This window comes from Sinomicrobium oceani (assembly GCF_900119185.1).
GTDB classification, from domain to species: Bacteria; Bacteroidota; Bacteroidia; order Flavobacteriales; family Flavobacteriaceae; genus Sinomicrobium; species Sinomicrobium oceani.
Map to the genome: position 1 here is coordinate 272083 of NZ_FPJE01000003.1, position 26533 is coordinate 298615.

A 26533-nucleotide genomic window follows, 5' to 3' on the forward strand; every position below is an offset into this window, starting at 1 on the left:
GAAAATAGGAGACTGTATTTGCCTTTGGCACATACTTAACTTTCGATTAAAAAGTAATATATTATGGAGCAACTTCTTCAGGATTCAGCTTTAGTAGAACAGTACTTGGCCGGTGATGAAATCGCGTTGGAAACGCTGATCAACCGACATTCACAAAGAGTTTATAGTTTTATTTTTTCTAAGGTATTCGACAAGGATATTGCAGAAGACATTTTTCAGGATACCTTTATCAAAGTTATCAAAACCCTGAAAAGAGGAGCGTACAATGAGGAAGGAAAATTTCTGCCATGGGTAATGCGTATCGCCCATAACCTGATCATCGATCATTTCCGGAAAAATACGAGAATGCCGAAATTCGAAGGTAACGACGATTTCAATATCTTTTCCGTAATCAGTGATAATGCACTGAATGTTGAAAAACAGATTATCAAGGATCAGGTGGAAGATGATGTAAGGAGACTTATCCTGGAGCTTCCTGCAGACCAGCAGGAAGTGCTTATGATGCGGATGTACAAAGATATGAGCTTTAAGGAGATCTCGGAGATCACCGGAGTAAGTATCAATACGGCCCTGGGCAGGATGCGTTATGCCATTATTAACCTCCGTAAGATCGTGGAGAAAAATAACATTGTTTTAACAAATCAATAATGCAATATAAAAAGATTTGCCGCGTTCTTAGTAGTAAGAACACCTAAAAGTTATAAACCAGCATGGCAAATCTTTACACTAAAAAATCATCAAATTACAAGAAACTCGGTCCAAAGCAGGAAACTATTGATTTTTTGCTCAATTATTCCAAAGCCCTTCGTGTGGTAGACTATCAGGAAATAAAATTCGAGACCGTATTAAACTGAATTAAATCACATTCAGGAAACCGTTTTTCAAAAGAACAGGTTTATTTCCAAGATACTGCCCTTTACCCCCAAAGTGCGATGTTTCCCCGGAATAAACTTATGATTTGGAAGACGGTTTCTTCTTTTTATAATACTCGTCCAGTACCGATTTCCTTCCGGCCTTTTTGGTAATCACATCTTTTTCCAGGTCCCATCCACGCGCAGGCGAATATTGCCGGGCATACCAAATGATCTGTAGGTGAAGCTTGTTCCATTTTTCTTTTGGAAATAGCCTTTTCGCATCTTTTTCGGTCTGGACAACGTTTTTACCGTTACTGAGACCCCAGCGATACATCATTCTGTGAATATGAGTGTCAACCGGAAAAGCGGGGATACCGAAAGCCTGAGACACTACAACACTTGCCGTTTTATGGCCCACAGCAGGAAGCGTCTCCAGCGCAGCCATATCAGCAGGGACCTCACCGCCATAGCTGTCGATAAGGATCTGCGATAATTCATAAATCCCCCTGGATTTCATCGGCGAAAGTCCGACCGGACGAATAATATCCTGTATTTCCTCCCGGGTAAGCCGGACCATGGCATACGGATTATCTGCTTTTGCAAACAAGAGGGGCGTAATCTGGTTTACCCGTACGTCGGTGCTTTGTGCGGAAAGAAGTACGGCAATAAGCAGGGTGTAAGGGTCTTTATGGTCAAGCGGGATCGGGATTTCGGGGTATATCTCTTCGAGCGTTTCCATAATGAACGCCACTTTTTGGGTTTTGGTCATTTTTACATACTTTTGGCCGACTAAAATACATTATTTATCACGATATTTAAAGGACAGTATTACCATAGGGTTTCGGGAGATTTTATGCCCCGGAGAAAACGGTACCGGGAATGTGCAGTACGTGTAAAAGAAGGGAATCATATTTTTATTTCCGGTGATTTTATCTTATATTTTGTACAAGGATATAAAGAGTCAGCATACCGTATTTTGTAAAAAGAGCGGGCGGAGTATATGGTCTTGTCGGTGCACAGACATGGCCGTAATGACATCAGAAAAGAAAACGAAGCCCGAAGTTTCCGGCAGACCGGTGGAGAAGGCTTAAAAATATCTCAAATCTAAAATTCTATACACATGAAAACACTAAAACCGGGAGATAAGATCCCCGAATTCACGGTTAACGATCAGGACGGAAGCCCTGTTTCTTCTTCGGATTACCTCGGAAAGAAATGGATTATTTTTTTCTATCCCAAGGCAAGTACGCCGGGATGTACGGCCGAAGCCTGTAACCTGAGAGATCATTACAAAGAACTGAAGGATAAAGGGTATGAGCTTCTCGGCGTAAGTGCCGATACCGAAAAGAAACAATCGAACTTCAGGGAGAAAAACGAATTTCCCTTTCCTTTGCTGGCCGATGTGGACAAAAAAGTCATAGAAGGTTTTGGGGTATGGGGCCCCAAGAAATTTATGGGGAAGACCTATGATGGTATTCACCGTACGACTTTTATTATCGATGAAAAAGGAAAGGTAGAGCGGGTTATAGATAAGGTCAAGACCAAGGACCACGCTGCCCAGATACTCGAAGGATAGCAGCAAGGACGTCGGCACCGTTGTTCTACGGATGTATTGCGGCCGCCCTGTTGTATTCCCTTAAATTAAGATAGCATAAAGAACATGAATTACCTGTCGGTAGAAAATATATCCAAATCTTTCGGGGAACGCGTTTTGTTTACCGATATATCTTTCGGTATCAACAAAGACCAGAAGATCGCATTTATTGCAAAAAACGGCACCGGGAAGACCTCCCTGCTACAGATTATAACCGGCAAAGATATTCCCGATACGGGACAGATAGTATCCAGGAACGGTATATTTATCGGTTTTCTGCCACAGGAACCCGACCTGAACCCGAAGCTTACCGTCGAAGAGACGATATTTGCTTCGGACAATAAGGTGCTGAAGATCATCAGGGCGTATGAGGATGCCCTGGAAAACCCGGAAGATGAAACGGTTTATCAACGTGCATTCGAACAGATGGAACTGCACCAGGCCTGGGATTTTGAGACGAGATACAAGCAGATTCTTTCCAAGCTGAAACTCGACGATCTCTCCCAGAAAGTATCGTCATTGTCCGGGGGGCAGCAAAAAAGGCTCGCCCTGGCCACCGTACTGCTTAATAATCCGGACCTTCTGATCCTCGATGAGCCTACCAACCACCTCGATCTGGAAATGATAGAATGGCTGGAATCTTATTTCGCCAGGGAGAACATGACGCTTTTCATGGTGACGCACGACCGTTATTTTCTGGAACGGGTTTGTAATGAGATCGTAGAACTGGAAGACGGGAAACTCCATACCTATAAAGGAAACTATTCGTATTACCTGGAAAAAAAGGAAGCCCGTGTAGATGCCGAGAAAGCTTCGGTAGATAAGGCGAAAAACCTCTATGTGAAAGAGCTGGACTGGATGCGGCGTCAACCCAAAGCCAGGACTTCCAAGTCCAAATCGAGGATCGATGATTTCCATGTGATCAAGGAAAAAGCACACCAGCGGCGAAAGGACCACCGGGTGCAGCTTGAGATCAATATGGAGCGACTGGGAAGTAAGATTGTAGAATTTCACAATGTCTCCAAGACGTATGGTGAAAAACAGATACTGCAAAGATTTCAATATGTATTCCGAAAGGGAGAGCGGGTAGGGATTATCGGTAAAAACGGAACCGGAAAATCTACCTTTCTCAATATGCTCACGGGAATCACTACGCCCGATTCCGGTAAAATTGTGATCGGGGAGACGGTAAAGTTCGGGTATTATACCCAGGCAGGGATTGAAGTGAAACCGGAGCAAAAGGTCATTGATGTTATCCGCGAATTCGGAGATTTTATTCCTCTCGCCAAAGGAAAGCAGATCTCTGCCGCACAGCTTCTCGAACGTTTTCTTTTTGACCGTAAAAAGCAGTACGATTTTGTGGAGAAACTGAGTGGAGGAGAACTGAAGCGTCTTTACCTGTGTACGGTACTCATACAGAACCCTAACTTTCTTATTCTCGATGAGCCTACCAATGACCTGGATATCGTTACGCTCAATGTCCTCGAAGAATTCCTGCTCGATTTTCCGGGATGTCTTATCGTGGTTTCTCACGACCGGTATTTTATGGATAAGATCGTAGACCATCTGTTTGTGTTTAAAGGAGAAGCGGAGATAGAAGATTTTCCGGGGAATTATACTGATTTCAGAACCTATGAAGACAGCGCTCCTCCTGCGGAGAACGAGGTGAAGAGCACCGCACCTGCCGGTTCGGGTAAGGAAAAAAATACCTGGCGCCGGGATGCGAATAAGGGACTTTCGTACAATGAGCAAAAAGAGTACAACCGGCTGGAACGGGATATCCGAAAACTCGAAGAAGAAAAAAGCAGGATAGAAGGCCTTTTTGCCGATGAAACCCTCGAAGGCGAGCGTATCGATGAGCTTTCGGTAAAGCTCAGGAAAGTACTTTCCGAAATAGAAGATAAAACCGACCGATGGCTCGAACTATCGTATAAAGACTGAGTACGTCCATGCTGAGCTATCTTAAATTTTTGTGGCGATCCACCAATCAGCACGGGGTACATTCGCCTTTTGTCTATGCATACGTTACCCGGGGATTGTATAAAGCGTACCGTTTTAGAGGGCCCCGTGCCTGCAAAATCTTGTTCCGTACCCTGGCGTACTTTAAAGTTCCGGATATCACGATAACAGAAGAACATCCGGCACTGACCGGTTTGTTGAAGGGATATTTTCCGGGAATACCCATAGTTCCTTCCGGCGGAAAGCTGTATTATTTCAATGCGGAACTTCAGCCGGATGATGTGCCCGGGTTGCTGAACATAGCGAAAAGCGATCCGGACCGTATCCTGGTCATCGAAGGAATTCATCGAAGAAAGACTTCTGCGCGTGCCTGGAAAATGATCCGGACAAACCCGAGTATCACGGTTACGGTAGACCTGTTTTATGCAGGTGTGGTTTTCTTCCGGGAAGGACAGGCGAGGGAAAATTTTATAATTCGGCCGTAATAGTTTAATTTTATACGAAATAAATGGAAATGAAAGGTTTTGGATGGGCCATCATAGTAGTGCTCATATTCGTCCTGGTCATGTGGAATAACAGGAGGAATACTAAAAAATGGAAGAAACGAAAGAGTTTCAGGGATCATTATTATTCCAGGAAAAAAGAGAAAACAGGAGAAAAATAGGAGGAGTATCTTTCTTCGCTACACCGTATAAAAGCCCTTAATCATGAAAAAAAGTATACTACTTATCGGTATGGTTGTTCTGTTTGCAGCCTGTGGAGCAAAACAGGATAGCAAAACCAAAAATTCCGGCATGGCAAGCAAATCGATCGCTTACGAGGTCCTGGTACAGGACAGCTATGGTGGCGCAGATAGCCCCGAACACAGGGTGATCACCAATGCACAGGAACTCCGTAAAGTCTATGGTATAATCAATCGTACACGTAAACCGGGCATCGAAGTACCTGAAATAGACTTTTCTGCAAATACCGTGGTTGCTATATTTATGGGAGAACGTTCGTCCGGCGGTAACCATATCGAAATCGAGAAGGTGGAAGAACACGAAGACGGAATTGAGGTGAAAACAAGGAATATTAAACCCGGTACAGGAGAAATGACCACGATGGCCATTACCCATCCGTTTATTTTTGTAAAACTCCCGGTATCCGGCAAGGAGGTCACGGTGAAGTAAGGTTTCCCTGCAGTTTAAAACGGTATTTTCCACATGGTACGTGCCCGGAAGGGGAATAACACATTCAACCCGCTCGATGCGGATCTGCATTTTTTGCTTATGTATAGCCTCTCATTTTTACATCGGATATACTGAAAGTACTAAATTTATGCGGTGATATTTTTTGTTTTTTCTGAAATGCGTATAATTTTTTCTAAATTAGTGGGATAACCTTAAAATCTTGTTATGAACCCACGTCGCGATTTTATTCAGAAACTTGCCCTTTCCGCTGCTGCTTTACCTTTTGCACCATTATACGGTGCTCCCCATGAACTGGATGTGTTCGGCTTCTCCGGAGATCAGTCCGTATTAAGAGTAGCTATTATGGGATTGGGTAGCTACGGAACACGGGTAGCCGATGCCATGCAATCCTGTAAACGGGCAAAATTGGCAGGAGTGATCAGTGGCACACCTTCGAAAATAAAAAACTGGCAGAAGAAGTATAATATTCCGGAAAAGAACTGCTATAACTACGAAAATTACGACCGGATTAAAGATAACCCGGATATAGATGCGGTGTATGTCATTACCCCCAATGCATTGCATCACGAAGCTGTATTGCGGGTTGCGGCAGCAGGAAAGCACGTGATCTGTGAGAAACCTATGGCCCTTAATGCAAAAGAAGGCGAGGAGATGGTGGCTGCCTGCAAAAAGGCCGATGTGAAATTGCTGGTCGGATACAGGATGCACTTTGAGCCGAATACGCTGGAGCTTATTCGGATGCGAAACGAAGGGGATTTCGGAAAGATCATGTTTTTTCAGGGACTAAGCGGGTTCCGTATCGGGGATCCCAACCAGTGGCGCCTGGATAAGGCACTTGCGGGTGGTGGTTCGCTGATGGATATAGGTATTTATGCCATTAATGGCGCACGCTATATGGTGGGCGAAGAGCCTGTATGGGTTACTGCACAGGAGACCAAAACCAATCCCGTAAAATTTAAAGAAGGGGTAGATGAGACCATTCAGTTTCAACTCGGCTTTCCCGGCGGTGCCGTGGCATCATGCCTGTCTACGTATAACATGAACTATCTCGACCGGTTTTTTCTGAATGGTGAGAAGGGCTTCGGCGAACTGCAACCCGCTACGGGTTACGGTCCGATAAAGGGCCGAACACACCAGGGACCGCTTACAGAGCCTCATGTGGTACATCAGACCGTTCAGATGGACGAGATGGCAGGAATTATTCTCGATGGGAAAAAAGCTGTAGTGCCTGTAGACGGGCAAGAAGCCGTGAAAGACCTGAAGATTATAGATGCCATTTACAACGTGTGCAGGACCGGGGAAAAGCAAAAGCTCGAACTGTAAGACGGCAGGCCTTTATTTTACCGTGCATTACGGTATCCCGATATACATTTCATCAGATCATAACAGCGGTATTGGAGAAAGCAGAATATTAAAAATGATTTAAATTCATATTTAACATATAGGATATATATGTTAAATGAAAATAATGTTTATATTTGTAGCTGTTAAGATCAGATTTTTTAGTGTCAATTTTTTTCAGCATTATGGTCGATGTTGTTGCATCATCCGGGCACCGGGAAGCGTATAAGGCTATTCAGAACATCCCGGGATCTCTTGGGGGTCAGCCCGGATGAGCAACAATTATGATGACGTTCCGCGGGTCTATCCGTAAAAAGTCAGTCCGGGAAAGTAAACTGGTCATGCAATGCTCCTGCTCAGATACTGTCATCTCCGTAACACTATAGTGCTATTTCATGTATCCGTACCCGGAGGCAGTCGGTTTTGCCTTTCCGGTCCGGCGAGCTTACATCCGGATAACCATAAAAGTATAATCGCATCATTCTGTATGCAGAACGATGCGATTGTATAGAAGTTTTTACTATCCGGAATGTTTTCTTATTCCTTTGTCAGGTAGATATCGTCTACATACCAGTCAAAATCCCTTGCGGTATCGTCCGGCGAAGTATTCCCGAAATCGGCATCATCGCTTCGGAGCACCAGTATTTCGGATATAGACGACAGGTCCGGCGCATTGAAATCTGCCAATGGTATTTTTACTTCATGCCATTTACCATCTCTTGCCATTCCGTAAGTTTCATCGGTAGTACCATGATGGAGCGTTACCCAGTAATTGGTACCCCCGGCTTTGATCCGTATCCGGATATTGGATGTCGATGATGTTTTCAGGCTGATGTGATAATGGGTGTAAGAAGAAGCATTGACATTAGCCCTGGGGAATAAAGTGGCCATGGCCCCCCATGTTTGCGGGCTGGAAGAATTGGCCGGATCGAATTTATAATATAAAGCACGATTGCCATGAGCGGCGTCTTCCACTTCGCTAATTACAAAATTGGCATTATTAATCGGTGGGATTATGGCTGCATTGGTTTCTGAGATCTCCCGTTCGGTATAAATACCCAATCCGTCTATAGGTGGTGTTGCTCCCCGGAGCGTAACGTTTACCTTATCGAGGTTGGTTCCTCCTCCGGTAAAATAGAATCTTAAGGTATGTAGGCCCTGGGAGAGGGTTATTCCCGGTACGGAGATTCCGGTGTATACAGACCATCCGCCGGTATTTTCAAAATCACCGGTTTCGCCCAGATCGGAGATAGCCCCGGTATTGGGATCTACCCGCTGAAGTTTTACGGAGTGTCCACCCTCGTCATGTCCGGACGCCAGCATAAACTCAAAATCATAATCTCCGGTTTCCAGTACATTAACGGTATAGTTTACCCATTCTCCTTCGTTCGTATAGCCAATATTGGTTACGTTTTCTCCGACTTCAACATCAACTCCCCGGTCATCCCGGTATACGGAACTTCCGTTGGTCACCGCGAGATTCTCTTCTTCGGTATCGTGATATGCGATCCCCTCTCCACCGAGGTCAAAATTTTCTGCTTCTATAATCCCTTCTAAATCTAAAGGAGTACCTCCATAAGGCAGAGGTTCCGGTATACCTTTGACGGTTATGGAAAACGTCCGGGTATCTATAGTATTGTCAACGTATTTTACGATCAGTTGCGCTTCGAAGGTCCCAGGTGCAGTATAGGTGACCGTAACGTCGGAGTTTATGGATGTGGAAGGAGAACCTCCCTGAAAGGTCCAGTCCGTGGTCAGGGCTTTGGTCGAGGTACTTGTAAAGCGAACAGTATTCCCGAAATCGATCTCCGAAGCCGATGCTTCCGCAACAGTTTCCCCTTTGTCGAACAGGGCGACTTCCTGGATGTCATCCTCGCAGGAAAGCGATAATACAAGACAGAGCAAAAACAAATACGAGCCTTTAAGAGGTATATATTTTTTCATTATTAAAATTAGTTATGGTTAGTTTTTTACATATCAATACTCCGGAGTTTATCGTTCCGGAGATCTGGTAAGGCAAATGTTGGGAATTTATACCAGAGTAAGGAGCCTTGTCGTTTTTCTTTAGGGGTAGAAATGTGCTTTTTCCTGTTCCGGGCTATAAATCCGGGAAAATAGGATATCTGCAATCATATATTCCCGGGGCATTTCGTCGTTTTCTGTCGCTCCTCTTCGGGATATGGGAAGCTGTAATGTTTTTCCCCGGGTTTTTTAGCATTACCGATATCAATACCATTTCGGGTATGGCTTTTTAATTTCGCCATGGAGAAGTACATTTTTACCCCTTAAAAAAGAAATCTGTACCAGATAACCGTGTTCCGGAAGCTTATTTTTGTAGGGTGTCAGAGTATAAAACGGCTTCATTGTTAAGCCTGTCAGGGCGGAGTGTTTCCGGGCGTCATGTCCGTATGGCTTTCATGTGATTAAAAAAGTGTATTTTTAGCAACACCCCTTCCTGCCCTGCCCCATGATGTGCTGTCGAAATCCATTTAATACCCGGGAAGAATATGCTTCGTTGGATCAGAAATATCATTTGCCTGTTTTGTATGGCCGGAGGTTGGGGTTCGCTCCAGGCACAATCTCCCGGATTGTATTTTGAACATATCAGCTATGACGAGGATTTCTCTCCGAGTATGATCTCCTGTCTTGCCCAGAGTAGTAAAGGATTTGTCTGGATCGGTACCGAGAACGGATTGTTCCGGTACGACGGATACCGGTTTTACAGGTATGTAAGAGATAAAACACAGGGAAGTTTGAGTAATAACCACGTCAATACGATCTTCGAAGACAGTGAAGGGACATTGTGGGTGGGGACTAATCACGGGGTAAACCACTTCGATAAAAATGCGGATCATTTTTCTCCGGTGGATGTATCCATGACTAAAGGCGGACGCAATTATATCAGCTCTTTTACCGAGGATGATGCTCATAATGTGTGGGTCGGAACTTTTGGCGGTATAAAAAAGCTGAACAAAAAGGAGAAACTCCTGGAGAATATTACCAGCGATTCCAATTTTGAACTCAATAAGAGCAGGGTGCTATCTCTGTTTTATGACAAAGACTACGGAGTTTTTGCGGGGACGGCAAAGGGACTGAAGTGTTTTGACCCGGCCACCTCCGAACTCCGGGAACTTCCTGAAGTTTTGCGTAAGAACAAAAGTTTTTTAAAAGCTAAGATCTGGAAAATGGTCAGGGAACCCGATGGCAAGCTGTGGTTCGGAACAGAAACCATGGGCGCATTTTTGTATTCCCCGGAGAAGAATACACTGGCCCGGTTTGCGCATCAATACGATGATCCGGCCACCATTTCTTCCAATTGGGTGAATGATATCATCACTGTCGACGCCAGTACCACCTGGTTTGCTACCAAGGACGGACTCAGTGTATATGATAAGAATAGTGAGACTTTTAGACGATACAGGCACCATCCCCTGAATAATTCGAGTCTGACAGATAATGATATTCAGTGTTTCCTGAAAGACCGGTACGGGTGTATCTGGGCGGGTACGATGGCCGGTGGTATCAATTTTTACAATAAGGCCAACTCCAACTTTATCCATATAGGGGAAACCACAGGACAGGGATTCGGACTGAATAACTCCATTGTCCGTGCCCTGACCCGGGAAAACGATCATGCGCTTTGGGCAGGTACTTATGGCGGAGGGTTAACCTATCTCGATCTTGAAGCGCAAAGTTCGGTATCGTACATGATTGAGGATAAGATTGATAAAAAAACCAAAAATGCGATTACTGCCCTGGCCAGAAAAGATAAAGATCACTTGGTGTGCGGGACCCTGAACGGGTTATATGAATTCGACCAGCGTCTTAAAAAATTTACGCCGGTCCCGCTTTCGGCGAATGGAGGTGTGGAAGACGAACGTCCGATTACCTCGCTGTTGGCAGACGGGGAAGAAATCTGGGTGGGAACTGATGGTAACGGTCTTAAACGGGTGCTGAAAAACGGTAGTGTAGAGCATTATCTTCACGACCGGTCGTCGCATTCCCTTTCCGATAATTTTATCATGGATCTCGAAAACAGTGAAGAAGGGATCTGGATATCTACCCAGAACGGGTTAAATTATTTTGATAAATCCCTTAAAAAAGTAACCCGTATATACAGAACCGGAGGCGGGCCGTCCTCTATTGGGAACAATAGCCTTACCGTTTTGTTTACCGATTCGAAAGGACGTTTGTGGATCGGGGGCGATTATGACGGACTGTTTTGTTATGACCACACTTCCGATACGTTTTCAAGGCTCAATAAAGAGAAGGGCTTTACCAATGCTGCGATAAAAAGTATTACCGAAGACGCCCGGGGACATATCTGGGTAAGCTCAGAAGATTTCCTTTTTCAGATCAGCATCAAGGGAACGTCTGCTACACTCGGACCCGACGACTATGCGATTACAAGATACGCTGCCAAAGACGGGGTTTCCGTAAAGCAGTTTTCCTTTAAAACGGGGAATGTACTCAATGAAAGACAACTGGTTTTCGGTTCTACAAGGGGACTCATTGTTTTCGAACCCGACGAATTGTTTAAAACCCCCAATGATAGTGAAATAGTACTGACAAAACTCATCATCAATAATGAGACCGTTGTTCCCGGTCCGGGTAATGGGATACTGAAAAAGACCATATCGGAGACTTCAGAAATCATAATTAACCATGATCAGGGCTATATAGGACTGGAATTCAGTAGCCTTGATTTTATCAATCCAGGAAAAAGCAGGTATGCCTACAAGCTTGATGATGGCCTGAGAGCGGACGAATGGCATGATACCGGCACCCAGAACCGGATAAACCTGTCGAATCTGAACCCCGGAGATTACATACTTTCCATAAAGTCTACCAACGAAGATAATGGCTGGAATCCCCGGGTTAAAACATTGCAGATCCGGGTGCTTCCGCCCTGGTGGAAAACCTGGTGGGCTTATCTTATATACGGATTGGTACTGATACTGTTTGGTCTGGGCATTTTCGTTTTTATAAATAACCGGGTGAAATTAAAAAGAAGAATGTTTCTGGAGCATGTAGAAAGCGAACGCAAACAGGAAATGCTCGATATGCAGCTCAATTTCTTTACGAATATATCTCACGAGATAAGGACTCCGTTGACGTTGATCAAAGGGCCTGTCGAAGAACTGCTGTCTGCTTCCGGTAAGGACCCCAAAACAAAAAAGAAGTTAAAAACTATTCAGCAGAACTCCGACCGGCTGCTAAAACTGGTCAATGAACTGCTCGATTTCAGAAAGTCGGAAAAAGGGCTGATGCGTATCTATTGCAAAAGACAGGATATCGTTTCTTTTTGTTTTGAGATATATGAATCTTTCAGAGAGCTGGCCGCCAAAAAAAATATTGAATATAAATTTGTGCTGAATTCCAATTCTATACAGGTATATTTCGATAGGGATCAACTGGAAAAAGTGATATTCAACCTGCTTTCCAATGCTTTTAAATTTACAGGTAAAAACGGAAAAATAGTATTTGCCGTAGAACAACAAGGCCCCGATAAAGTACTTATTAAGATTAAAGATAATGGTATAGGTATTCCCGAACATAGTAAGGATACCATTTTCAATCGTTTTTTTCAGGTCGATAACAGGGGGATCCACAATATGGGAAGCGGGGTCGGGCTTGCACTTTCCAAAACTATCGTAGAACTTCATCAGGGGGAGATTACGGTTCCGGATGAAAAGGAAAGCTGGGCCAATACGGTCTTTCAGATCACGTTGTTACTCGGAAAAGATCACCTGAACCCGGAACAGATCAGCGAAGGCAGATCGGGAGCGTACGACATGGTCATCGATTCGGAAAGCGTTCCTTCGAAGTCGCAGGAGGTTGTCAAAGATGACCAGGATGAAGATGTGGTGTTTAAAGCATTCGATCCGGGAAGAAAGACAATTTTCATCATAGAGGATAACGACCAGGTTAGAATATTTGTAAACAGTATACTGAGTGATACCTACAACGTCATGGATTTTTCAAATGCGGGAGATGCCATGTCTTATATGGAAAAGGAAATCCCGGATCTGATCATCAGTGACATTATGATGCCGGAGATGGACGGACTCGAATTCTGTACCTATTTGAAAACCAACGAAAGCACCAATCATATCCCGGTGATATTGCTCACTGCCAAGGCTTCGGTAGATCATAAGGTTGAGGGACTCTCTACCGGTGCAGATGCTTACATTTCAAAGCCTTTCAGTACCAGAGTACTGATGTTGAGTATCCAGAACCTGCTCAATTCCAAAGAGGTATTTCGCCGGAAGTACAGTGGCAATTTTATCGTCAATTCCGACCTGGATACGCTGACCACTCCGGAAGAGCTGTTTCTTAAAAAGCTTATGAAGATTATCGGGGAAAATATCGAGAATCCCGATTTTGATGTGAGCATGCTCATAGATAAAATAGGAATGAGCCGGACTGTGCTCTATAAAAAGGTGAATACACTTACCAATCATTCCGTAGCCAGCCTTATCAAACAGGTCCGTTTAAAAAAGGCAGCGGAGATTATCTCGAGAACGACCTATCCCATTTCGGAGGTGGCTTTTATGGTGGGGTTTAACGACCGAAAACATTTTAGCCGCGAATTCAAAAAAGTGTATAAGGTTTCCCCTACGGATTATAAAAATTCCGATTACAAGGCCGGATAAGACCACCAGCCGTTTCCCGGTACAGAACATCCCAGAGATGATTTTTTGATGATCTTCAGGGTGTTTTTTTTGTTTTTATGTATTTGTTATTCAGTTTTTTATCTTCTTTAATACGTTTTTACCCCTACAAACGAATATATTAATCCCCCCGTACAAAGCGAATAGACCATATTTGTTTTATCAATTAATCAACAATGCTAAATAATGAAAAACCAAAACCAGAAAAATGTTCTTTTACATTGTGTAGACTACCTCAGATGGGGATTACTCTTCGGTATCTGCTTTGTATTTTCGAATGTTCATGCACAAAATCAGGTGATCACCGGTACGGTGGTCGATGATACCGGTTTACCGCTTGGTGGTGTGAATATCCTGATCGAGGGGACTACCATCGGAACACAAACCGATTTTGACGGAAATTACACGATCAATGCCATACCCGGACAAAAACTCAGGTTTTCCTTTGTCGGAATGAAATCCGTTACCGTGGCCGTAGCTAACCAGGATACAATAGATCTGGCAATGGAAAGTGACAACCAGCTGGACAATGTTGTCGTTATCGGGTACGGGACCAAGAAGAAGAGCGATGTTATCAGTTCGGTGACCAGGGTAGAAACCGAAGACCTCGTCAAAGTAGCCACTTCCGATATCGGTGAGATGTTAAGGGGAAAAGCTGCAGGGGTACAGGTTACCCTGGCCAGCGGTGCCCCGGGAGGTTCGTCTACAATCCGGATACGTGGACAGCGTTCCATTACGGGAGGAAATGATCCCATTATTATTGCGGATGGGGTGCGTATAGGCAGTATTAACGATATCAATGCCAATGACATCGAGTCGCTGGAAGTGCTTAAAGATGCTGCGGCTCAGGCCATCTACGGGGCAAGGGCTTCGAACGGTGTTATCCTGATTACCACCAAAAGGGGAAAAGAGGGAAGGATGAGTGTATCCTATAACGGCTTTTCGGGACTCCAGACTATTAACAGAAATTTTGACATTTACAGTGGCGAGGAATTTGCCCGGTTAAAACGGGAGGCATTCCGCACCAATAACGGTGGGGTGTACCGCCCTGATGCCGAAATATTTTCTACTCTGGAATTGGAAAGTGTGGAAAATGGTAATTACATCAACTGGGAAGACTTGATTTTGCGGACCGGACAAACCCAGAACCACGCTTTGAGTATAGCTTCCGGGACGGAGAAATTCAGTATATTCAGTAGTGTCAATTATATCAATACCCGGGGCGTTATTCCCAATTCCGATTACAGCAAGGTAGGCTTACGGCTGAATGCAGATCAGAAAATCCGTGATTGGCTGAAAATAGGGCTCAATACATCCTTTCAGTTCTCCGGGACCAATAATCCCAATAATGGAGGTGTATTGCTCAACAGTATTACCACAGCCCCTCTGGGAAGGGTATATAATGATGATGGTTCTTTACGATGGTTGCCCGGCGGCTTCGAAGAAAACAAGAATCCGTTGATCGATCTCAAAGAAACGACAAACGAAATCCGGAACAGGAACGATATTCTCAACGTATTTGTGGATGTCATGCCTTTTGAAGGATTCAAATACAGGCTGAATGCGAGCCGGCGGTCGTGGAATTACAAGCGGTACTCGTACAATACATCGAGATCCCTTGCAGGGATAGCGCGTAACGGGCAGGGAAGCGGTTCGGTACAGTTTCAGGATAATGTGGAATGGCAGATAGAAAATATCCTGACGTATGACTTCAGTATAAAGGAGCGTAATCATTTTGCCGTAACGGCAGTACAGAGTGTATCCGAAACGGAATACAATAATTTTGTAAATGAGGCAGACCGTATTCCCAATGATATTCTGGGGATCAGGGGACTGGAAGGTGCTTTTTTGAATACGCCATCTATTTCCGGAAACAAGAGAGGTATTGTCTCTGCCGTAGGAAGAGTCGAATATGATTATGACAATACCTATTATGTGACCGTTTCCGGAAGAGCAGACGGCTCTACTGTATTCGGCAGAAATAATAAATGGGCCTTTTTCCCGGCGGCGAGTGTGGGCTGGAATGTACACCGGGAAAACTTTATGGAGGATCTCCGGGCGGTGAACACTATGAAATTACGGTTCAGTTACGGTAGTGTGGGGAATGAAGGGATCAGTCCCGGACAAAGCCAGAGTACGGCAAACCAGCGGGATTACGTCATTGACGGAAACCGGGTTTCGGGCTATGTCCCCGGAAGTACACTGCCCAATCCCGACCTGAAGTGGGAAACTTCGACCACATTCAACGCTGCCATAGATCTCGGGTTTTTCAACAACCGGGTCACGTCTACCGTGGAGTATTACAATACCCGGACCAAAGACCTGCTGGTGGCCGAAGCCCTGGACCCTTCGTCCGGTTATACGTCAAAACTGACCAACATCGGGGAAATAGAGAATGCGGGAATAGAAGTAACCCTGAATGCGGATATTATCAGGAAAGAAGACTTTAAAGTAAATCTCGGAGCTTCCTTTACCAAAAACAGGAATAAGATTATCAGTCTTTACGGAGAAGATGCCGATGGCGACGGCAGGGAGGATGACGATGTTCTCAACCGCAGGTTTATAGGATATCCTATAGGTGTTTTTTACCAGTACAAACCCGTGGGGATATTCCAGGAGGGCGAAAATATCGCAGGGTCCGCCCAGCCCCTTGCACTTCCGGGAGATGTCAGGTTACAGGATACCAACGGTGATGGTGTGATCAATGACCAGGACCGTGTAATTACTTCTCAGGCCCCGGACTGGTTCGGAACACTATCTGTCAGTGCCGAATATAAAGGTTTTGATATGTCGGCCGATATCTATACCGTACAGGGTATAATACGGAATAACCCGTTCCTCTACGGATATCAGGAGGGAGGATCACTGAGAGGTATTAAAAACGGGATAAAACAGAATTACTGGACCCCGGAAAATCCCGGGGGAGATTTCCCGAGACCAAGAGAAGGCAACGACCCGGCCAATATTTATTTTCTCGGGTTACAGGATGCCTCTTATGTAAGATTACAGAATATTACCCTCGGATATACGCTGCCGGAAGAGGTGCTGACCCGTTTCGGACTGAGCAATCTCCGGATTTACACCACCGGAAGTAATCTCATAACTCTTACCGACTTCCAATCGTTCAGTCCGGAAAGGAACCCGAACGAATATCCGGAACCGGTGACTGTGGTCGTCGGACTTCAATTCGGGTTTTGATATTAACCATAAAAAGCAGACAGATGAAAAAAAATAAATATATATACCTTTCTATTGTATTAGCATCGTTCTCCGTATTTTCCTGTAAATCTTTTCTGGAAGAAGAAATTATCGATGAAGTTTCCGTAGACTTTATCTATAATTCTCCCGAAGGTCTGGAAGTAGGAGTAAACGCATTGTATAACCGGATGCGGGTGTACAATGCCCCGTCCGGTGACAATAATAACCTGAAGTCTAATGTGTTTTTCCTTGCTGCCACCGATCTCGGGCTGCACAGAACCTGGTTTACACCATACGGTCCCACGACACATACGCCCATGGTATTTCCGGCCGATAAGTGGAACAACGCGTATCGTATCATAGACAGAGCATCGGCTATTATTACCAGTGCCAGAAATATAGCCATGGAGGAAACGGCCAAAAACAAACTGGTGGCGCAGGCCAGGGTTATCCGGGGCGAGTTGTACCTGGACCTGATCAGGATGTACGGGAATATTCTGCTGGATACCATTCCTACGACGCCTCAGAATATTAATGACCCCGTAGTTTACGAAGCCGCCACGGAAGAATCTGTTTTCGGAGTTATTAACCGGGACCTCGACTTTGCCGTTCGTCATCTCGACTGGCAGGTGCCGGATGGGCGTTACGGGCAGGGCGTTGCCAGGCATTTGCGCGGAAAAGCGGCGATGTGGACGGGAGACTGGGCAGAAGCCGCAGGACAGTTCGACACCCTGATCAATAACGGTACACACCGGCTCGTAGGGATCAACCAGGTCTTCGGAGCAGATGTCAATCATAGTGAAGCCCTGTTTGTTTACCAGAAAAACCAGATGCTGGGCGATGAAGATGACCTGGCCGGAGGCGGAGGTTCCTGGCTCGGAAGTGTATTTAACCAACGGCTGTATGAAAAACAATCCGGAGAGGTAAACGGACAACCGGAAGTTATTATAGATGCAGATTATGGCGGGCAATCGTTGGGATGGTTTTTTCCGAATTCTTACCTGAACGGTTTGTACGATAAAGAAAACGACCTCCGGTTTTCTACGTATTACTGGCCCGAAGACTATAGCGCGTATACCGTTAACAATCCCGAGCACCCGAATTTCGGTCAGCCAATTACGGAGCCGGAAGATAATTACAGGAGGTTTCACTGGAGCCTGAAAAAGTATGCCGACTTTGAAACCAAATTACCCAATACCAACGAAAGCTATAAAAACTATATCTATTACAGGTTCGCCGAAACCCTGTTGCTGGCTTCTGAGGCCCATCATTATCTCGGCGAAGATGGTATGGCCCTCGAATATATGAATAAGGTGAGGCGCAGGGGGTACGGGCTCGATCCGGATGCTGTGGCTCCGGAAGTGGATTTTACATCCTGGGACCTCGAAGATTATCTGGAAGAATCGGCCAGAGAGCTCGCCTTCGAAAATAACCGATGGTTCCTGCTCAAACGGCTTGGGCTCCTCGGAGAACGAATTTCGTTGTATTACAGGAACGGGGATAACTCCACGGCCGAAGCCAATGATGCCAATAACAGCGAAACACCCTGGCAACCCCATTTTGTAAATTGTCCCATACCACAAAGCCAGATCGATATTATGGGGAACAGCGCCACCCAGTTCAATATCGGATATTAAACCCGGATCATTTTTATAACCTAAAGAAAAACTGATGTTTAGAAAAATTATTTTAACCCTTGTTGTCTTTGCCGGATTTTGTTTGCGCGGATCCGCACAGGAGACCATACAGCATGTATACGGTAGAACTGTGCTGAGTCTTAACGGTCCCTGGAACTATATCATGGATCCCTACCAGATGGGATATCTCGATTACAGGCAGAAGCCTTTCGATCAGAGTAAATCCGGAAAAGGCGGTTTTTATGACAACCTTACCGGGGTAGACAAAAGTACAAAGACCGAATACGATTTTACGTATGCCCCAACTCTTGAAGTTCCGGGAGACTGGAATTCGCAGGAAGAAAAACTTTTGTTTTACGAGGGTACACTGTGGTACAAAAAAGATTTTGTCATGAATCCGGATGCCGGGAAACGATACTTCCTTTATTTCGGTGCTGTGAATTACGAATGCCATGTGTATCTCAACGGAAAGAAACTCGGGGTGCATAAAGGCGGATTTACTCCTTTTCAGTTCGATGTTTCCGGAAAACTGAATCCGGGGAAGAACTTTGTGGTACTTATGACAGATAACACCCGTAAGAGGGATGAGATCCCTACTATCAACACCGACTGGTGGAATTACGGGGGTATCACCAGAGATGTCATGATCGTGGAAATGCCGCAGACCTATATCGAAGATTACAAAGTACAACTTGCAAAAGGGAGTAAAGACATTATAGAAGGATTCGTCCGTTTGCAGGGCACGGAGAAGTCCGGAAAAGTGACCCTGGAAATACCGGAACTCAAAATAAAATCTTCGTATACCACAGATGAAGACGGTAAGGTCAGCTTCAGTATTAAAACACGGAAGATGGATTACTGGTCGCCCGAACATCCGAAACTGTACGATGTTATCGTCACTTCGACAGACGATAAAGTAGAAGATAAAATAGGTTTCCGAACCATAGCCACCAGACACCAGGATATTCTGCTGAATGATAAACCGATTTTTCTCAAAGGTATTTCCGTACACGACGAGAACCCTATCCTGGGCGGCAGGTTACGCTCCGAAGGAGACATGCGGATGATGCTCGAATGGGCCAAAGAGCTGGGATGTAATTATATCCGGCTTGCACATTACACGCACAACGAGACCATGTTGCGTCTGGCCGATGAGGTCGGACTGCTCGTATGGGCGGAGATCCCGGTATACTGGACCATTTCCTGGACCAATCCGGAAACCTATGCCAATGCCGAAAATCAATTAACTGTCGGGATAGACCGGGATAAAAACAGGGCGAGCATCATCGTATGGTCCGTAGGTAATGAAACACCGGTCACGGAGGAGCGTAATGTATTTATGGGTCATCTTGTAGACAAAGCGAGAAGCCTTGACAATACCAGGCTCATCGCAGCGGCGCTCGAAGTGGAACGCGAAGGCTATACTATAAAAGTAGAAGATCCGCTCGGGGATAAGCTGGATCTTGCCAGTTTCAACGAATACGGCGGATGGTACTGGTCGGAGCCCAAGGAACTGCCTAAGTATACTTTTGACATCAGGTTTGACAAACCTGTCGTTATTTCCGAGTTCGGAGCCGGCGCCCTGGGCGGATTTCACGGAGACGAAGACACGGTCTGGAGTGAAGAACACCAAGAGCTGGTATATATCAATCAACTCGAAATGCTTGATAAGATGGAAGCACTTCGGGGAATGACCCCGTGGATACTTACCGATTTCAGGTCGCCGAGACGTCAACATCCCGTTTACCAGGATTTCTGGAATCGAAAAGGGCTGATATCCAATACCGGGAAGAAGAAAAAAGCCTTCTATATCCTGCAGCAATACTATAAAAACAAAACGGCAGGAAAGCAACGATAATCCTGTTTATACCTTAAAAATATAACATCAATGATACTTAAACTCAGATTTTTCGCCTTATTGATCCTCCTGACTTCCTGTTCCTGTTCCGACGATGAAAAGATCGTTTTTGTCGACGGAGAAGAGAACCGGGAACAAGTTACAGATTCTATGTATCCTACTGCCGGGGAGATCATCCTTGATATGAAAGCCGGTTTTAACCTTGGCAACACCTTCGATAACGGTATTAATACCACCACATTTTCGGGGATACAACCTATTGTGGACCTGTATAAGAACGCCGGGATGAAACACATCCGGATTCCGGTAACCTGGATGGACCGTTTCGAAAGTCACCTGGCAGATAGTGAAGGTCATATCGATGTAAATCATCCAAGATTTCTCGATCTTGTCCAGGTTGTCGATTATGCTGTAGAACAGGATATGTATGTGATCCTGAATACGCATCACGAACACTGGCTTAAAGACCATTACGACGGGTCTGCCGGTTTCAATGACAAATTCCATACCCTGTGGACGGAGATCGCTACCTATTTCAGGGACTACCCGGTGAACCTTGTTTTTGAAGTGCTCAACGAACCGGAAGGAACCCTGGGTGAAAATGATGGTTCGGGGCCTTTTCCGGACCCTACCGATCCTACAGCTCTGGAATATACCAGGAAGGTAAATAAAGTAGGTTATGATGCTATTCGGGCCACCGGAGGGAACAATGCCACCCGCCTGGTAATGGTGGGAACCAACGGACAGGGAAATGCCTTGTATATCGATGAGGTTTATCCGAATAAGGCAAGCCTTCCGGGGGAAGGAACAGATCCGTATCTCGCCATACAGGTACACAGCTACTCTCCCTGGTCGTTTTGCGGAGAAACAGGGAGTAACTCGGCATTTCCCGGGAACTCCTTCTTCGAGAGCGGGGTTCAGGATGTCAGCGTGCATTCAAAATTGCTGAATGTACCTGTGCATTACGGAGAATTCGGTGTCGGGAGAAGCAGCAATACTGCCGAGCGGAACACAGACCTGGTACGAGGATATTACAAAACCATGGCCGATGCGACACTGGGCCAATCCATGTCTTATTGTGTATGGGACGACCGTGGCTGGTTCGGATTGGTCAATAATTCCGGCACTCAATTCACTTACGGAATAGTGCCTTTTATGTTAGGCAATTAAAAGATGTCTGAAAAGCGGAAATATAAGAAAAGAAGAAACGGCTTTCCGCGAACCGGTATTGCCACAGAGTGTGAATCGAACTCCAAAATTTTGGAGCACATGGTGAATTTTAGCTGTGAGATGTAGGGGATAATAGCGTATATTATTTTGTACAATCTACAACATTTAAGGGATCCTCCGGTATAACCAGGAAATATCGATATATAGAAAAAGGTAACACATTATAAGCAATGGTTACCTTTTTTGTTAGTGAACGCTATGGGAACTTCCGGTACATGTGTGTTGTTATCTATAAAGCTATCCCATAAATAACGTGAATAATGGATAAGGCAAAAGACACCCGCTTCTCCGAAACGAAGTATACCCTTGACTTTTGTATTTTTCCTGGGTTTTGGACTGTTAATTCACTACACTTGAACAGTATTCACGTTTTAAAGTAACCACATACACCAGAACAATGCACTTCTACAGGAGCCGATACGGCCATCTCGTAAGATCGGTCCCTACCCGCAACGACATGTACATACCTGCCACCGGGCCACTGCGTTTCATTGTTAATGCCCCTTTAATTTGGGCTGGGTATTTTCCCTTGGAAAGTTGTAAAAAGGGCATTTAAGTCATTCCCTTAAATGGCACTATTCAGGCCTCCCCGGGCATATATAATCCTGTGGTTTCCTTCGTCGTTACGAGGAATACCGGTAGTGTTTCCGGGATACCCGAACGTTATCTGTAAGGCAGGGAATCATTCCAATACACGATCACCCCCTTACATTCATGCGGAAGGTTTCATTCTCCTGGTTTGTCAGTCCCGTTCCCTTTCGGTTTCCGATAGGAATGAATACGGTATTCTGATGTGGTAAACGGAATTATTGGGGGGGCTCTATAAAATTTTATAGCTCGATTCTCTTGTTTTCTTTGTGTGTTTTATAATTCGTTTAGCCTGGCCTGTGCCTCGATCAGTTGTTTTATTTCCGTAGCGGGTACCTTTTGGTCAAACTTAATTTGAATAGTTTTTTTACCTGTTTTATATCCCTTTTCCTCAAGCGTTTTACGTATTTCTGTGGTTAAGGAATCAATACCAAAGCTAACGTGCTTTTTAGCCAGTGAAAACCCGGCAAGGATTCCGTTGTATTTATAGATAGGCACATTCCAACTTATGCCACCTTCAGCTTTAGGTTCTGTTGTTTCAATCAGATTTTTTAGCTTTACCATAATTTCTTGTGCTTCTTTCGGTGCAGCGTTGATAAAGTCGTCCACATTTTTGGGTTTGAAATCTTCCATATTTATTACATTGCTAATTTTCGATCTGTCGGTCTGAAATACCAGGATACCAGGGTAAGAACCAAAAGTAGAACCGGACCGAAAAGTGTTAGGAAAGGGTCTCCAATGGCCAGATGCGAGATGATTGCTCCTGTCATTGCAAAGAAAAACCCTGCGTACGCCCATTCCTTTAACAATGGAGCATTCGGGATAAGAATTGCCGTAACACCTAACATTTTCCATACCCCGAGAATGGTCAATACATAATGAGGATACCCTAAGCTGTTCATACGCTCTACTTCTTCTCTCATCTTTAGGAGTTGTACAATACCTGTGGAAAGCATTCCTAAGGAAAGCCAGGCAGTAGCAATCCAGTAGATTATTTTGTTTCTTTTTTTCATCATCATTTATTTTAAGTTCGACAGCAGATCCTCCAGTTTGTTGTGAGCCATAGTTAAGCCGTATGCAAACGGTAATTTTAATTGCTCTGCACGGTGTTTTTCAGATCTGTAGATAATCTGCATGGTCAGCTTACTTTTGTCTTTGGTTATTTCTTCAAATTCCAAAAATTCGAGTTGTACACCAATCGGCATATCTTGCATTTCAAAAGTTCGTACTATTTCCCGATTATCAATGAGCTTATGGATGGTCCCGTTAGCCTTAAATACCACTTTACCCTCGTGGGAGGTTTCAAATTCATAACTTCCGAGGTTTTTATTTTCGAGTTTTATCACTTTTGTGCCCATCCACTGCGCAATAAACTCTGCTTCCGTATAGGCCTTGTAGAGTAGTTCCACCGGAAGGTCAAACACCCTGGTGATGGTTAGTTCCTGTTTGCCTTCGGGTACATTGATTTTTGTTTTCTGTTCCATTGTTTATGGTATATTTGATTGATGTTTTTTCATTACTGCTTCAAGCGTATTAAAGCGGTCATCCCACATTTTTATGAAGGGTTCAATAAATTCGGCAATTTGTTTGATTCCCTTAGGATTGAGTTGATAGTATATTTCCCGTCCCTTTTGTTCTTGCTCCAATAACTCACATTCGGTAAGGATTTGAATATGTTTGGATATGGTTTGTCTGGAATAATCAAAGTTCTCTGCTATGGCACCCGGGGTCATTGCACTTGCCGCCACTAAGGTTACAATACTTCTTCTTGTGGGGTCGGCGATAGCCTGGAATACATCTCTTCTTAATTTCATTACGCAGTCATTTAACTGCAAATATATATGCAGTTATTCAACTGCACAATTATTTTTTCATAAAATTAATTTTAGCATTCGGAATATAGCGGTAACCATGCCGTATAAAATAATTTTCATTTGCAGTTTTTAAGGGCATTTATTTGAGAGCTAACTTGTTACATGACTAAGAAATATATCAATTTCGATTGTTCTGTTTAATACTTTGAAATGATGTGGAGGAAGTATCCGTTTTTTATTTATCTTTGTTACTAAGATACTTTTCCACAAAGATATTTATCTGTCAAAATAAATAATGAAAACAAATCAGAATTTCAGCGAAATTAGTCGTGCATATTCCGACACTTCAATGCTAATGCACGAAGCCATAGCCCGAAAAGCCGGGCTTTCCGGAACGGATCACAAGTATCTGGGCTTAATAATGAAAAACGGTGAAATGACTGCCGGTAAAATAGCCGAGGTAACGGGATTGACAACAGGCTCGGTAACGGGGTTAATAGACAGGCTTGAAAAAAAGCAACTTGTACGACGTAAAGCGGATAAAAACGACCGTAGAAAAGTTTTAATTGTTCCTGATGAAAAAAAAGCGATGGAACTCCTTCAACCCGTTTTTACCGAATTACAAAAAAGAACTCAAGAGCTCATTCACACATTTTCTCAAAAAGAACTCGATGCGATAATGAGCTATTTGCTATCGGCAACAGAAATAATGAAAACCCTGACCAACGATTTAAAAAAGTAAAACAATGAACATTACCGAAAGTTATTTATGGCGAGCGGAATTGTGGATGCTAATTACTTTATTATCCTATTTTTTAATGAATGGAGCACAGATTTTTGAAACGGCTGTCTTGGTACCGAAATGGACAGCAAATCCACCCGAAACATTCTCCCTGTTAGTCAACAAAAAAGGTGTGGGGTTAAAGCTTTTTTGGATCATCCTCCATTCGTTGCACGAACTTACGTTTATCCTGGCGATCGCTTTTTGCTGGAAAATAATTCCGATAAGGAACGGATTGTTAATCATCTTTGCCATACATTTTGCGATGAGGGTTTGGACACTTTCCTACTTTGCAACAAACATTATTGAATTTCAAAAAGTAGCTGAAGGTCTGAGCTCAACAACAGATGTGGTAAAACGGGTTAATTTGTGGCAAATCCTGAACTATATCCGTGTGGCTGTTTTTGTCGCCTTATCAATTGGATTGATCCCCTTGCTCCTGAAGTTATCAAACATAAAGAACCACTGAAAAAGCTGAAGATACGGGTTGACCTTTTCAATTTTATAGGGAAAACAGGTGATCCGCATGATACTAAAGAATAAAATGGTAAGAATTCATTAATGAAATATTCAATCCAACTGAAAAAGAAACAACGGGTCCTGCCCGTTTAATTTTGATAGGCCCCGGATGAAACGAAAACCGGAAATAGACCCGGACCTGCTTTATTTTCATCCTATGGTATAATCGGTTATGGTGTAAAATGAATAAAAAACGAATTATGGAACAGTTTTTAAAAGAATTATTTGAATATAGTCATCATTTCAATCAAAAATTATCTGATATTTTTATAGACAGGCCAGACAAGACATCTGAAAAGGCGGTAAAGTTGTTCAATCATATTTTGAATGCTCACCAGATCTGGAACAATAGAATCCATCCTGAACAATCAACTTTTGGCGTTTGGGAATTACACGACATAAAAGATTTAAAGAGCATTGATAAGACAAACTACGAACACTCCTTACAAATACTTGACAAATTTGCCTTGTACGACCATGTCGAATACACAAACACGAAAGGACAACCATTCAATAAGAATGTTCTAAACATTTGTTTTCACATTATCAACCATTCGACATATCACAGAGGACAAATTGCAACAGAATTCAGGCTGAACGGACTTGAACCTTTGGTTACGGACTATATCCACTATAAAAGCTAATATAGTTTTCTGTTGATTTGTAACAGGAGCAAGACCGGTGGGTATAGCACAGATAGCATACAAACTATAGGAAATTCTTTCGGTTGATGATCATTTTCAAAACTTTTCAGAAAAGAAAGGGAAAGGCAGTTACCGGATTTGAGAAGAGCCGATCAAATCAGTACAGGTATAATTTAGCTCGGCTGCAATTAACTTTCCGTTGCGGAAGAAAACAGAAATAGTGTTAAACAGACCGCAGATTGAGATCAATCGCTTTATGATTATTTCTCTTTTATTTTTTCTCTATGTTTTGAACCAAAAGAAAGCAAAGCATTTATCACCGGATTAATTTCTTCAGCGTATTTTGTAGGAGCGTAAGAGACCGTGACAGGTTTTGTGTTGTTTACAGTTCTGGTAATTAACAAATTGTCCTCAAGCTCCTGCAATTGTTTTGATAGAACTTTTGGAGTAATTCCAACAGACATTTCCTGTAAATCTTTGAATCGCATGGTTTGATACGTATTCAGATGGTATAAAATGCAAAACTTCCACTTTCCGCCCAAAAGTTCGATAGCATCTTTTATAGCCAATATGTCTTCCTTGCTTATATCTTTATTAATATCCATAGATAGTCACTTTCCTAAAGGGAACCGATAGTAAATATAAATCT

General features: G+C 43.9%; 24 protein-coding genes. 16 read left to right on the top strand and 8 right to left on the bottom strand.

Annotated features, from left to right (window positions below; translation table 11 throughout):
* Positions 1–63: 63 nt before the first annotated feature.
* Entirely contained in the window at positions 64–648 is a 585-nt protein-coding gene (locus BT112_RS04200; protein WP_072316100.1) for an RNA polymerase sigma factor, read from the top strand.
* 62 nt (positions 649–710) lie between these two features.
* On the top strand, positions 711–854 hold the full coding sequence (locus BT112_RS21765) for a hypothetical protein (RefSeq protein ID WP_175545745.1): 144 nt from the start codon (positions 711–713) through the stop codon (positions 852–854).
* A gap of 97 nt (positions 855–951) precedes the next feature.
* Here the strand turns inward: BT112_RS21765 and BT112_RS04205 are convergent, their stop codons facing one another.
* A complete protein-coding gene (locus tag BT112_RS04205; RefSeq protein ID WP_072316101.1) occupies positions 952–1623 on the bottom strand; it encodes an endonuclease III domain-containing protein in 672 nt (223 codons plus the stop codon).
* Between the two features lie 351 nt (positions 1624–1974).
* On the opposite strand from BT112_RS04205, the gene bcp reads away from it, so the two are divergent.
* The 6 genes from bcp (at position 1975) to BT112_RS04230 (ending at position 6923) form a co-directional block, all read left to right on the top strand.
* Entirely contained in the window at positions 1975–2430 is a 456-nt protein-coding gene (gene bcp / locus BT112_RS04210; RefSeq protein ID WP_072316102.1) for a thioredoxin-dependent thiol peroxidase, read from the top strand.
* An 84-nt stretch (positions 2431–2514) separates the two neighbouring features.
* The gene (locus tag BT112_RS04215; protein ID WP_072316103.1) at positions 2515–4389 is read left to right on the top strand and encodes an ABC-F family ATP-binding cassette domain-containing protein; all 1875 of its coding nucleotides are present in this window, start codon (positions 2515–2517) and stop codon (positions 4387–4389) included.
* 8 nt (positions 4390–4397) lie between these two features.
* The gene (locus BT112_RS04220) at positions 4398–4892 is read left to right on the top strand and encodes a hypothetical protein (protein ID WP_072316104.1); all 495 of its coding nucleotides are present in this window, start codon (positions 4398–4400) and stop codon (positions 4890–4892) included.
* A 29-nt stretch (positions 4893–4921) separates the two neighbouring features.
* Entirely contained in the window at positions 4922–5071 is a 150-nt protein-coding gene (locus tag BT112_RS21770; RefSeq protein ID WP_175545746.1) for a hypothetical protein, read from the top strand.
* A 43-nt stretch (positions 5072–5114) separates the two neighbouring features.
* A complete protein-coding gene (locus BT112_RS04225; protein WP_072316105.1) occupies positions 5115–5579 on the top strand; it encodes a protease complex subunit PrcB family protein in 465 nt (154 codons plus the stop codon).
* A gap of 225 nt (positions 5580–5804) precedes the next feature.
* Complete coding sequence (locus BT112_RS04230; RefSeq protein WP_072316106.1) at positions 5805–6923, top strand: Gfo/Idh/MocA family protein; 1119 nt, start codon at positions 5805–5807, stop codon at positions 6921–6923.
* Between the two features lie 555 nt (positions 6924–7478).
* Here BT112_RS04230 and BT112_RS04235 read toward each other — a convergent pair.
* Both BT112_RS04235 and BT112_RS22115 read right to left on the bottom strand, forming a co-directional pair.
* The gene (locus BT112_RS04235) at positions 7479–8885 is read right to left on the bottom strand and encodes a carbohydrate-binding protein (RefSeq protein WP_072316107.1); all 1407 of its coding nucleotides are present in this window, start codon (positions 8883–8885) and stop codon (positions 7479–7481) included.
* Positions 8886–9070: 185 nt separating this feature from the next.
* Positions 9071–9205, bottom strand: coding sequence for a hypothetical protein (locus BT112_RS22115; protein WP_262507632.1), 135 nt, complete (start codon positions 9203–9205; stop codon positions 9071–9073).
* 243 nt (positions 9206–9448) lie between these two features.
* On the opposite strand from BT112_RS22115, the gene BT112_RS04240 reads away from it, so the two are divergent.
* From BT112_RS04240 to BT112_RS04260, 5 genes are all read left to right on the top strand, one after another.
* Positions 9449–13597, top strand: coding sequence for a hybrid sensor histidine kinase/response regulator (locus BT112_RS04240; RefSeq protein WP_072316108.1), 4149 nt, complete (start codon positions 9449–9451; stop codon positions 13595–13597).
* A 204-nt stretch (positions 13598–13801) separates the two neighbouring features.
* Positions 13802–16813: a SusC/RagA family TonB-linked outer membrane protein gene (locus tag BT112_RS04245; protein WP_072316109.1), complete on the top strand. Its 3012-nt coding sequence runs from the start codon at positions 13802–13804 to the stop codon at positions 16811–16813.
* Positions 16814–16836: 23 nt separating this feature from the next.
* The gene (locus BT112_RS04250; RefSeq protein ID WP_072316110.1) at positions 16837–18450 is read left to right on the top strand and encodes a RagB/SusD family nutrient uptake outer membrane protein; all 1614 of its coding nucleotides are present in this window, start codon (positions 16837–16839) and stop codon (positions 18448–18450) included.
* A 34-nt stretch (positions 18451–18484) separates the two neighbouring features.
* Positions 18485–20308, top strand: coding sequence for a glycoside hydrolase family 2 protein (locus BT112_RS04255; RefSeq protein ID WP_072316111.1), 1824 nt, complete (start codon positions 18485–18487; stop codon positions 20306–20308).
* A 30-nt stretch (positions 20309–20338) separates the two neighbouring features.
* Entirely contained in the window at positions 20339–21478 is a 1140-nt protein-coding gene (locus BT112_RS04260; protein WP_072316112.1) for a glycoside hydrolase family 5 protein, read from the top strand.
* Between the two features lie 924 nt (positions 21479–22402).
* On the opposite strand, the gene BT112_RS04270 is transcribed toward BT112_RS04260, so the two are convergent.
* Genes BT112_RS04270 through BT112_RS04285 form a run of 4 tightly spaced genes read right to left on the bottom strand, consistent with a single transcriptional unit; the run spans position 22403 to position 23940 of the window.
* Positions 22403–22759 carry an iron chaperone gene (locus BT112_RS04270; RefSeq protein ID WP_072316114.1) on the bottom strand — a complete coding sequence of 119 codons (357 nt, stop codon included), beginning with the start codon at positions 22757–22759 and terminating at the stop codon, positions 22403–22405.
* Between the two features lie 5 nt (positions 22760–22764).
* The gene (locus BT112_RS04275) at positions 22765–23139 is read right to left on the bottom strand and encodes a DoxX family protein (RefSeq protein ID WP_072316168.1); all 375 of its coding nucleotides are present in this window, start codon (positions 23137–23139) and stop codon (positions 22765–22767) included.
* Between the two features lie 6 nt (positions 23140–23145).
* On the bottom strand, positions 23146–23610 hold the full coding sequence (locus tag BT112_RS04280) for an SRPBCC domain-containing protein (protein ID WP_072316115.1): 465 nt from the start codon (positions 23608–23610) through the stop codon (positions 23146–23148).
* A gap of 3 nt (positions 23611–23613) precedes the next feature.
* Positions 23614–23940: an ArsR/SmtB family transcription factor gene (locus tag BT112_RS04285; RefSeq protein ID WP_072316169.1), complete on the bottom strand. Its 327-nt coding sequence runs from the start codon at positions 23938–23940 to the stop codon at positions 23614–23616.
* A gap of 295 nt (positions 23941–24235) precedes the next feature.
* Here BT112_RS04285 and BT112_RS04290 point away from each other — a divergent pair, with 295 nt between their 5' ends.
* The 3 genes from BT112_RS04290 to BT112_RS04300 all read left to right on the top strand — a co-directional run bounded on the left by BT112_RS04290 (position 24236) and on the right by BT112_RS04300 (position 25884).
* Positions 24236–24682, top strand: a complete 447-nt coding sequence (locus BT112_RS04290; RefSeq protein WP_072316116.1) for a MarR family winged helix-turn-helix transcriptional regulator — start codon at positions 24236–24238, stop codon at positions 24680–24682.
* 4 nt (positions 24683–24686) lie between these two features.
* Positions 24687–25190, top strand: a complete 504-nt coding sequence (locus BT112_RS04295; protein ID WP_072316117.1) for a transposase — start codon at positions 24687–24689, stop codon at positions 25188–25190.
* Between the two features lie 250 nt (positions 25191–25440).
* The gene (locus tag BT112_RS04300) at positions 25441–25884 is read left to right on the top strand and encodes a DinB family protein (protein WP_072316118.1); all 444 of its coding nucleotides are present in this window, start codon (positions 25441–25443) and stop codon (positions 25882–25884) included.
* Between the two features lie 260 nt (positions 25885–26144).
* Here BT112_RS04300 and BT112_RS04305 read toward each other — a convergent pair whose 3' ends face one another.
* A complete protein-coding gene (locus BT112_RS04305; protein ID WP_072316119.1) occupies positions 26145–26489 on the bottom strand; it encodes a winged helix-turn-helix transcriptional regulator in 345 nt (114 codons plus the stop codon).
* Between the last annotated feature and the right edge of the window lie 44 nt (positions 26490–26533).

Excerpts from the sequence above, each read along its gene's own strand:
- BT112_RS04200 (WP_072316100.1), top strand. The coding sequence starts at position 64 with ATGGAGCAACTTCTTCAGGATTCAGCTTTAGTAGAACAGTACTTGGCC.
- BT112_RS21765 (WP_175545745.1), top strand. The coding sequence starts at position 711 with ATGGCAAATCTTTACACTAAAAAATCATCAAATTACAAGAAACTCGGT.
- BT112_RS04205 (WP_072316101.1), bottom strand. The coding sequence starts at position 1,623 with ATGACCAAAACCCAAAAAGTGGCGTTCATTATGGAAACGCTCGAAGAG.
- bcp (WP_072316102.1), top strand. The coding sequence starts at position 1,975 with ATGAAAACACTAAAACCGGGAGATAAGATCCCCGAATTCACGGTTAAC.
- BT112_RS04215 (WP_072316103.1), top strand. The coding sequence starts at position 2,515 with ATGAATTACCTGTCGGTAGAAAATATATCCAAATCTTTCGGGGAACGC.
- BT112_RS04220 (WP_072316104.1), top strand. The coding sequence starts at position 4,398 with ATGCTGAGCTATCTTAAATTTTTGTGGCGATCCACCAATCAGCACGGG.
- BT112_RS21770 (WP_175545746.1), top strand. The coding sequence starts at position 4,922 with ATGAAAGGTTTTGGATGGGCCATCATAGTAGTGCTCATATTCGTCCTG.
- BT112_RS04225 (WP_072316105.1), top strand. The coding sequence starts at position 5,115 with ATGAAAAAAAGTATACTACTTATCGGTATGGTTGTTCTGTTTGCAGCC.
- BT112_RS04230 (WP_072316106.1), top strand. The coding sequence starts at position 5,805 with ATGAACCCACGTCGCGATTTTATTCAGAAACTTGCCCTTTCCGCTGCT.
- BT112_RS04235 (WP_072316107.1), bottom strand. The coding sequence starts at position 8,885 with ATGAAAAAATATATACCTCTTAAAGGCTCGTATTTGTTTTTGCTCTGT.
- BT112_RS22115 (WP_262507632.1), bottom strand. The coding sequence starts at position 9,205 with ATGGCGAAATTAAAAAGCCATACCCGAAATGGTATTGATATCGGTAAT.
- BT112_RS04240 (WP_072316108.1), top strand. The coding sequence starts at position 9,449 with ATGCTTCGTTGGATCAGAAATATCATTTGCCTGTTTTGTATGGCCGGA.
- BT112_RS04245 (WP_072316109.1), top strand. The coding sequence starts at position 13,802 with ATGAAAAACCAAAACCAGAAAAATGTTCTTTTACATTGTGTAGACTAC.
- BT112_RS04250 (WP_072316110.1), top strand. The coding sequence starts at position 16,837 with ATGAAAAAAAATAAATATATATACCTTTCTATTGTATTAGCATCGTTC.
- BT112_RS04255 (WP_072316111.1), top strand. The coding sequence starts at position 18,485 with ATGTTTAGAAAAATTATTTTAACCCTTGTTGTCTTTGCCGGATTTTGT.
- BT112_RS04260 (WP_072316112.1), top strand. The coding sequence starts at position 20,339 with ATGATACTTAAACTCAGATTTTTCGCCTTATTGATCCTCCTGACTTCC.
- BT112_RS04270 (WP_072316114.1), bottom strand. The coding sequence starts at position 22,759 with ATGGAAGATTTCAAACCCAAAAATGTGGACGACTTTATCAACGCTGCA.
- BT112_RS04275 (WP_072316168.1), bottom strand. The coding sequence starts at position 23,139 with ATGAAAAAAAGAAACAAAATAATCTACTGGATTGCTACTGCCTGGCTT.
- BT112_RS04280 (WP_072316115.1), bottom strand. The coding sequence starts at position 23,610 with ATGGAACAGAAAACAAAAATCAATGTACCCGAAGGCAAACAGGAACTA.
- BT112_RS04285 (WP_072316169.1), bottom strand. The coding sequence starts at position 23,940 with ATGAAATTAAGAAGAGATGTATTCCAGGCTATCGCCGACCCCACAAGA.
- BT112_RS04290 (WP_072316116.1), top strand. The coding sequence starts at position 24,236 with ATGAAAACAAATCAGAATTTCAGCGAAATTAGTCGTGCATATTCCGAC.
- BT112_RS04295 (WP_072316117.1), top strand. The coding sequence starts at position 24,687 with ATGAACATTACCGAAAGTTATTTATGGCGAGCGGAATTGTGGATGCTA.
- BT112_RS04300 (WP_072316118.1), top strand. The coding sequence starts at position 25,441 with ATGGAACAGTTTTTAAAAGAATTATTTGAATATAGTCATCATTTCAAT.
- BT112_RS04305 (WP_072316119.1), bottom strand. The coding sequence starts at position 26,489 with ATGGATATTAATAAAGATATAAGCAAGGAAGACATATTGGCTATAAAA.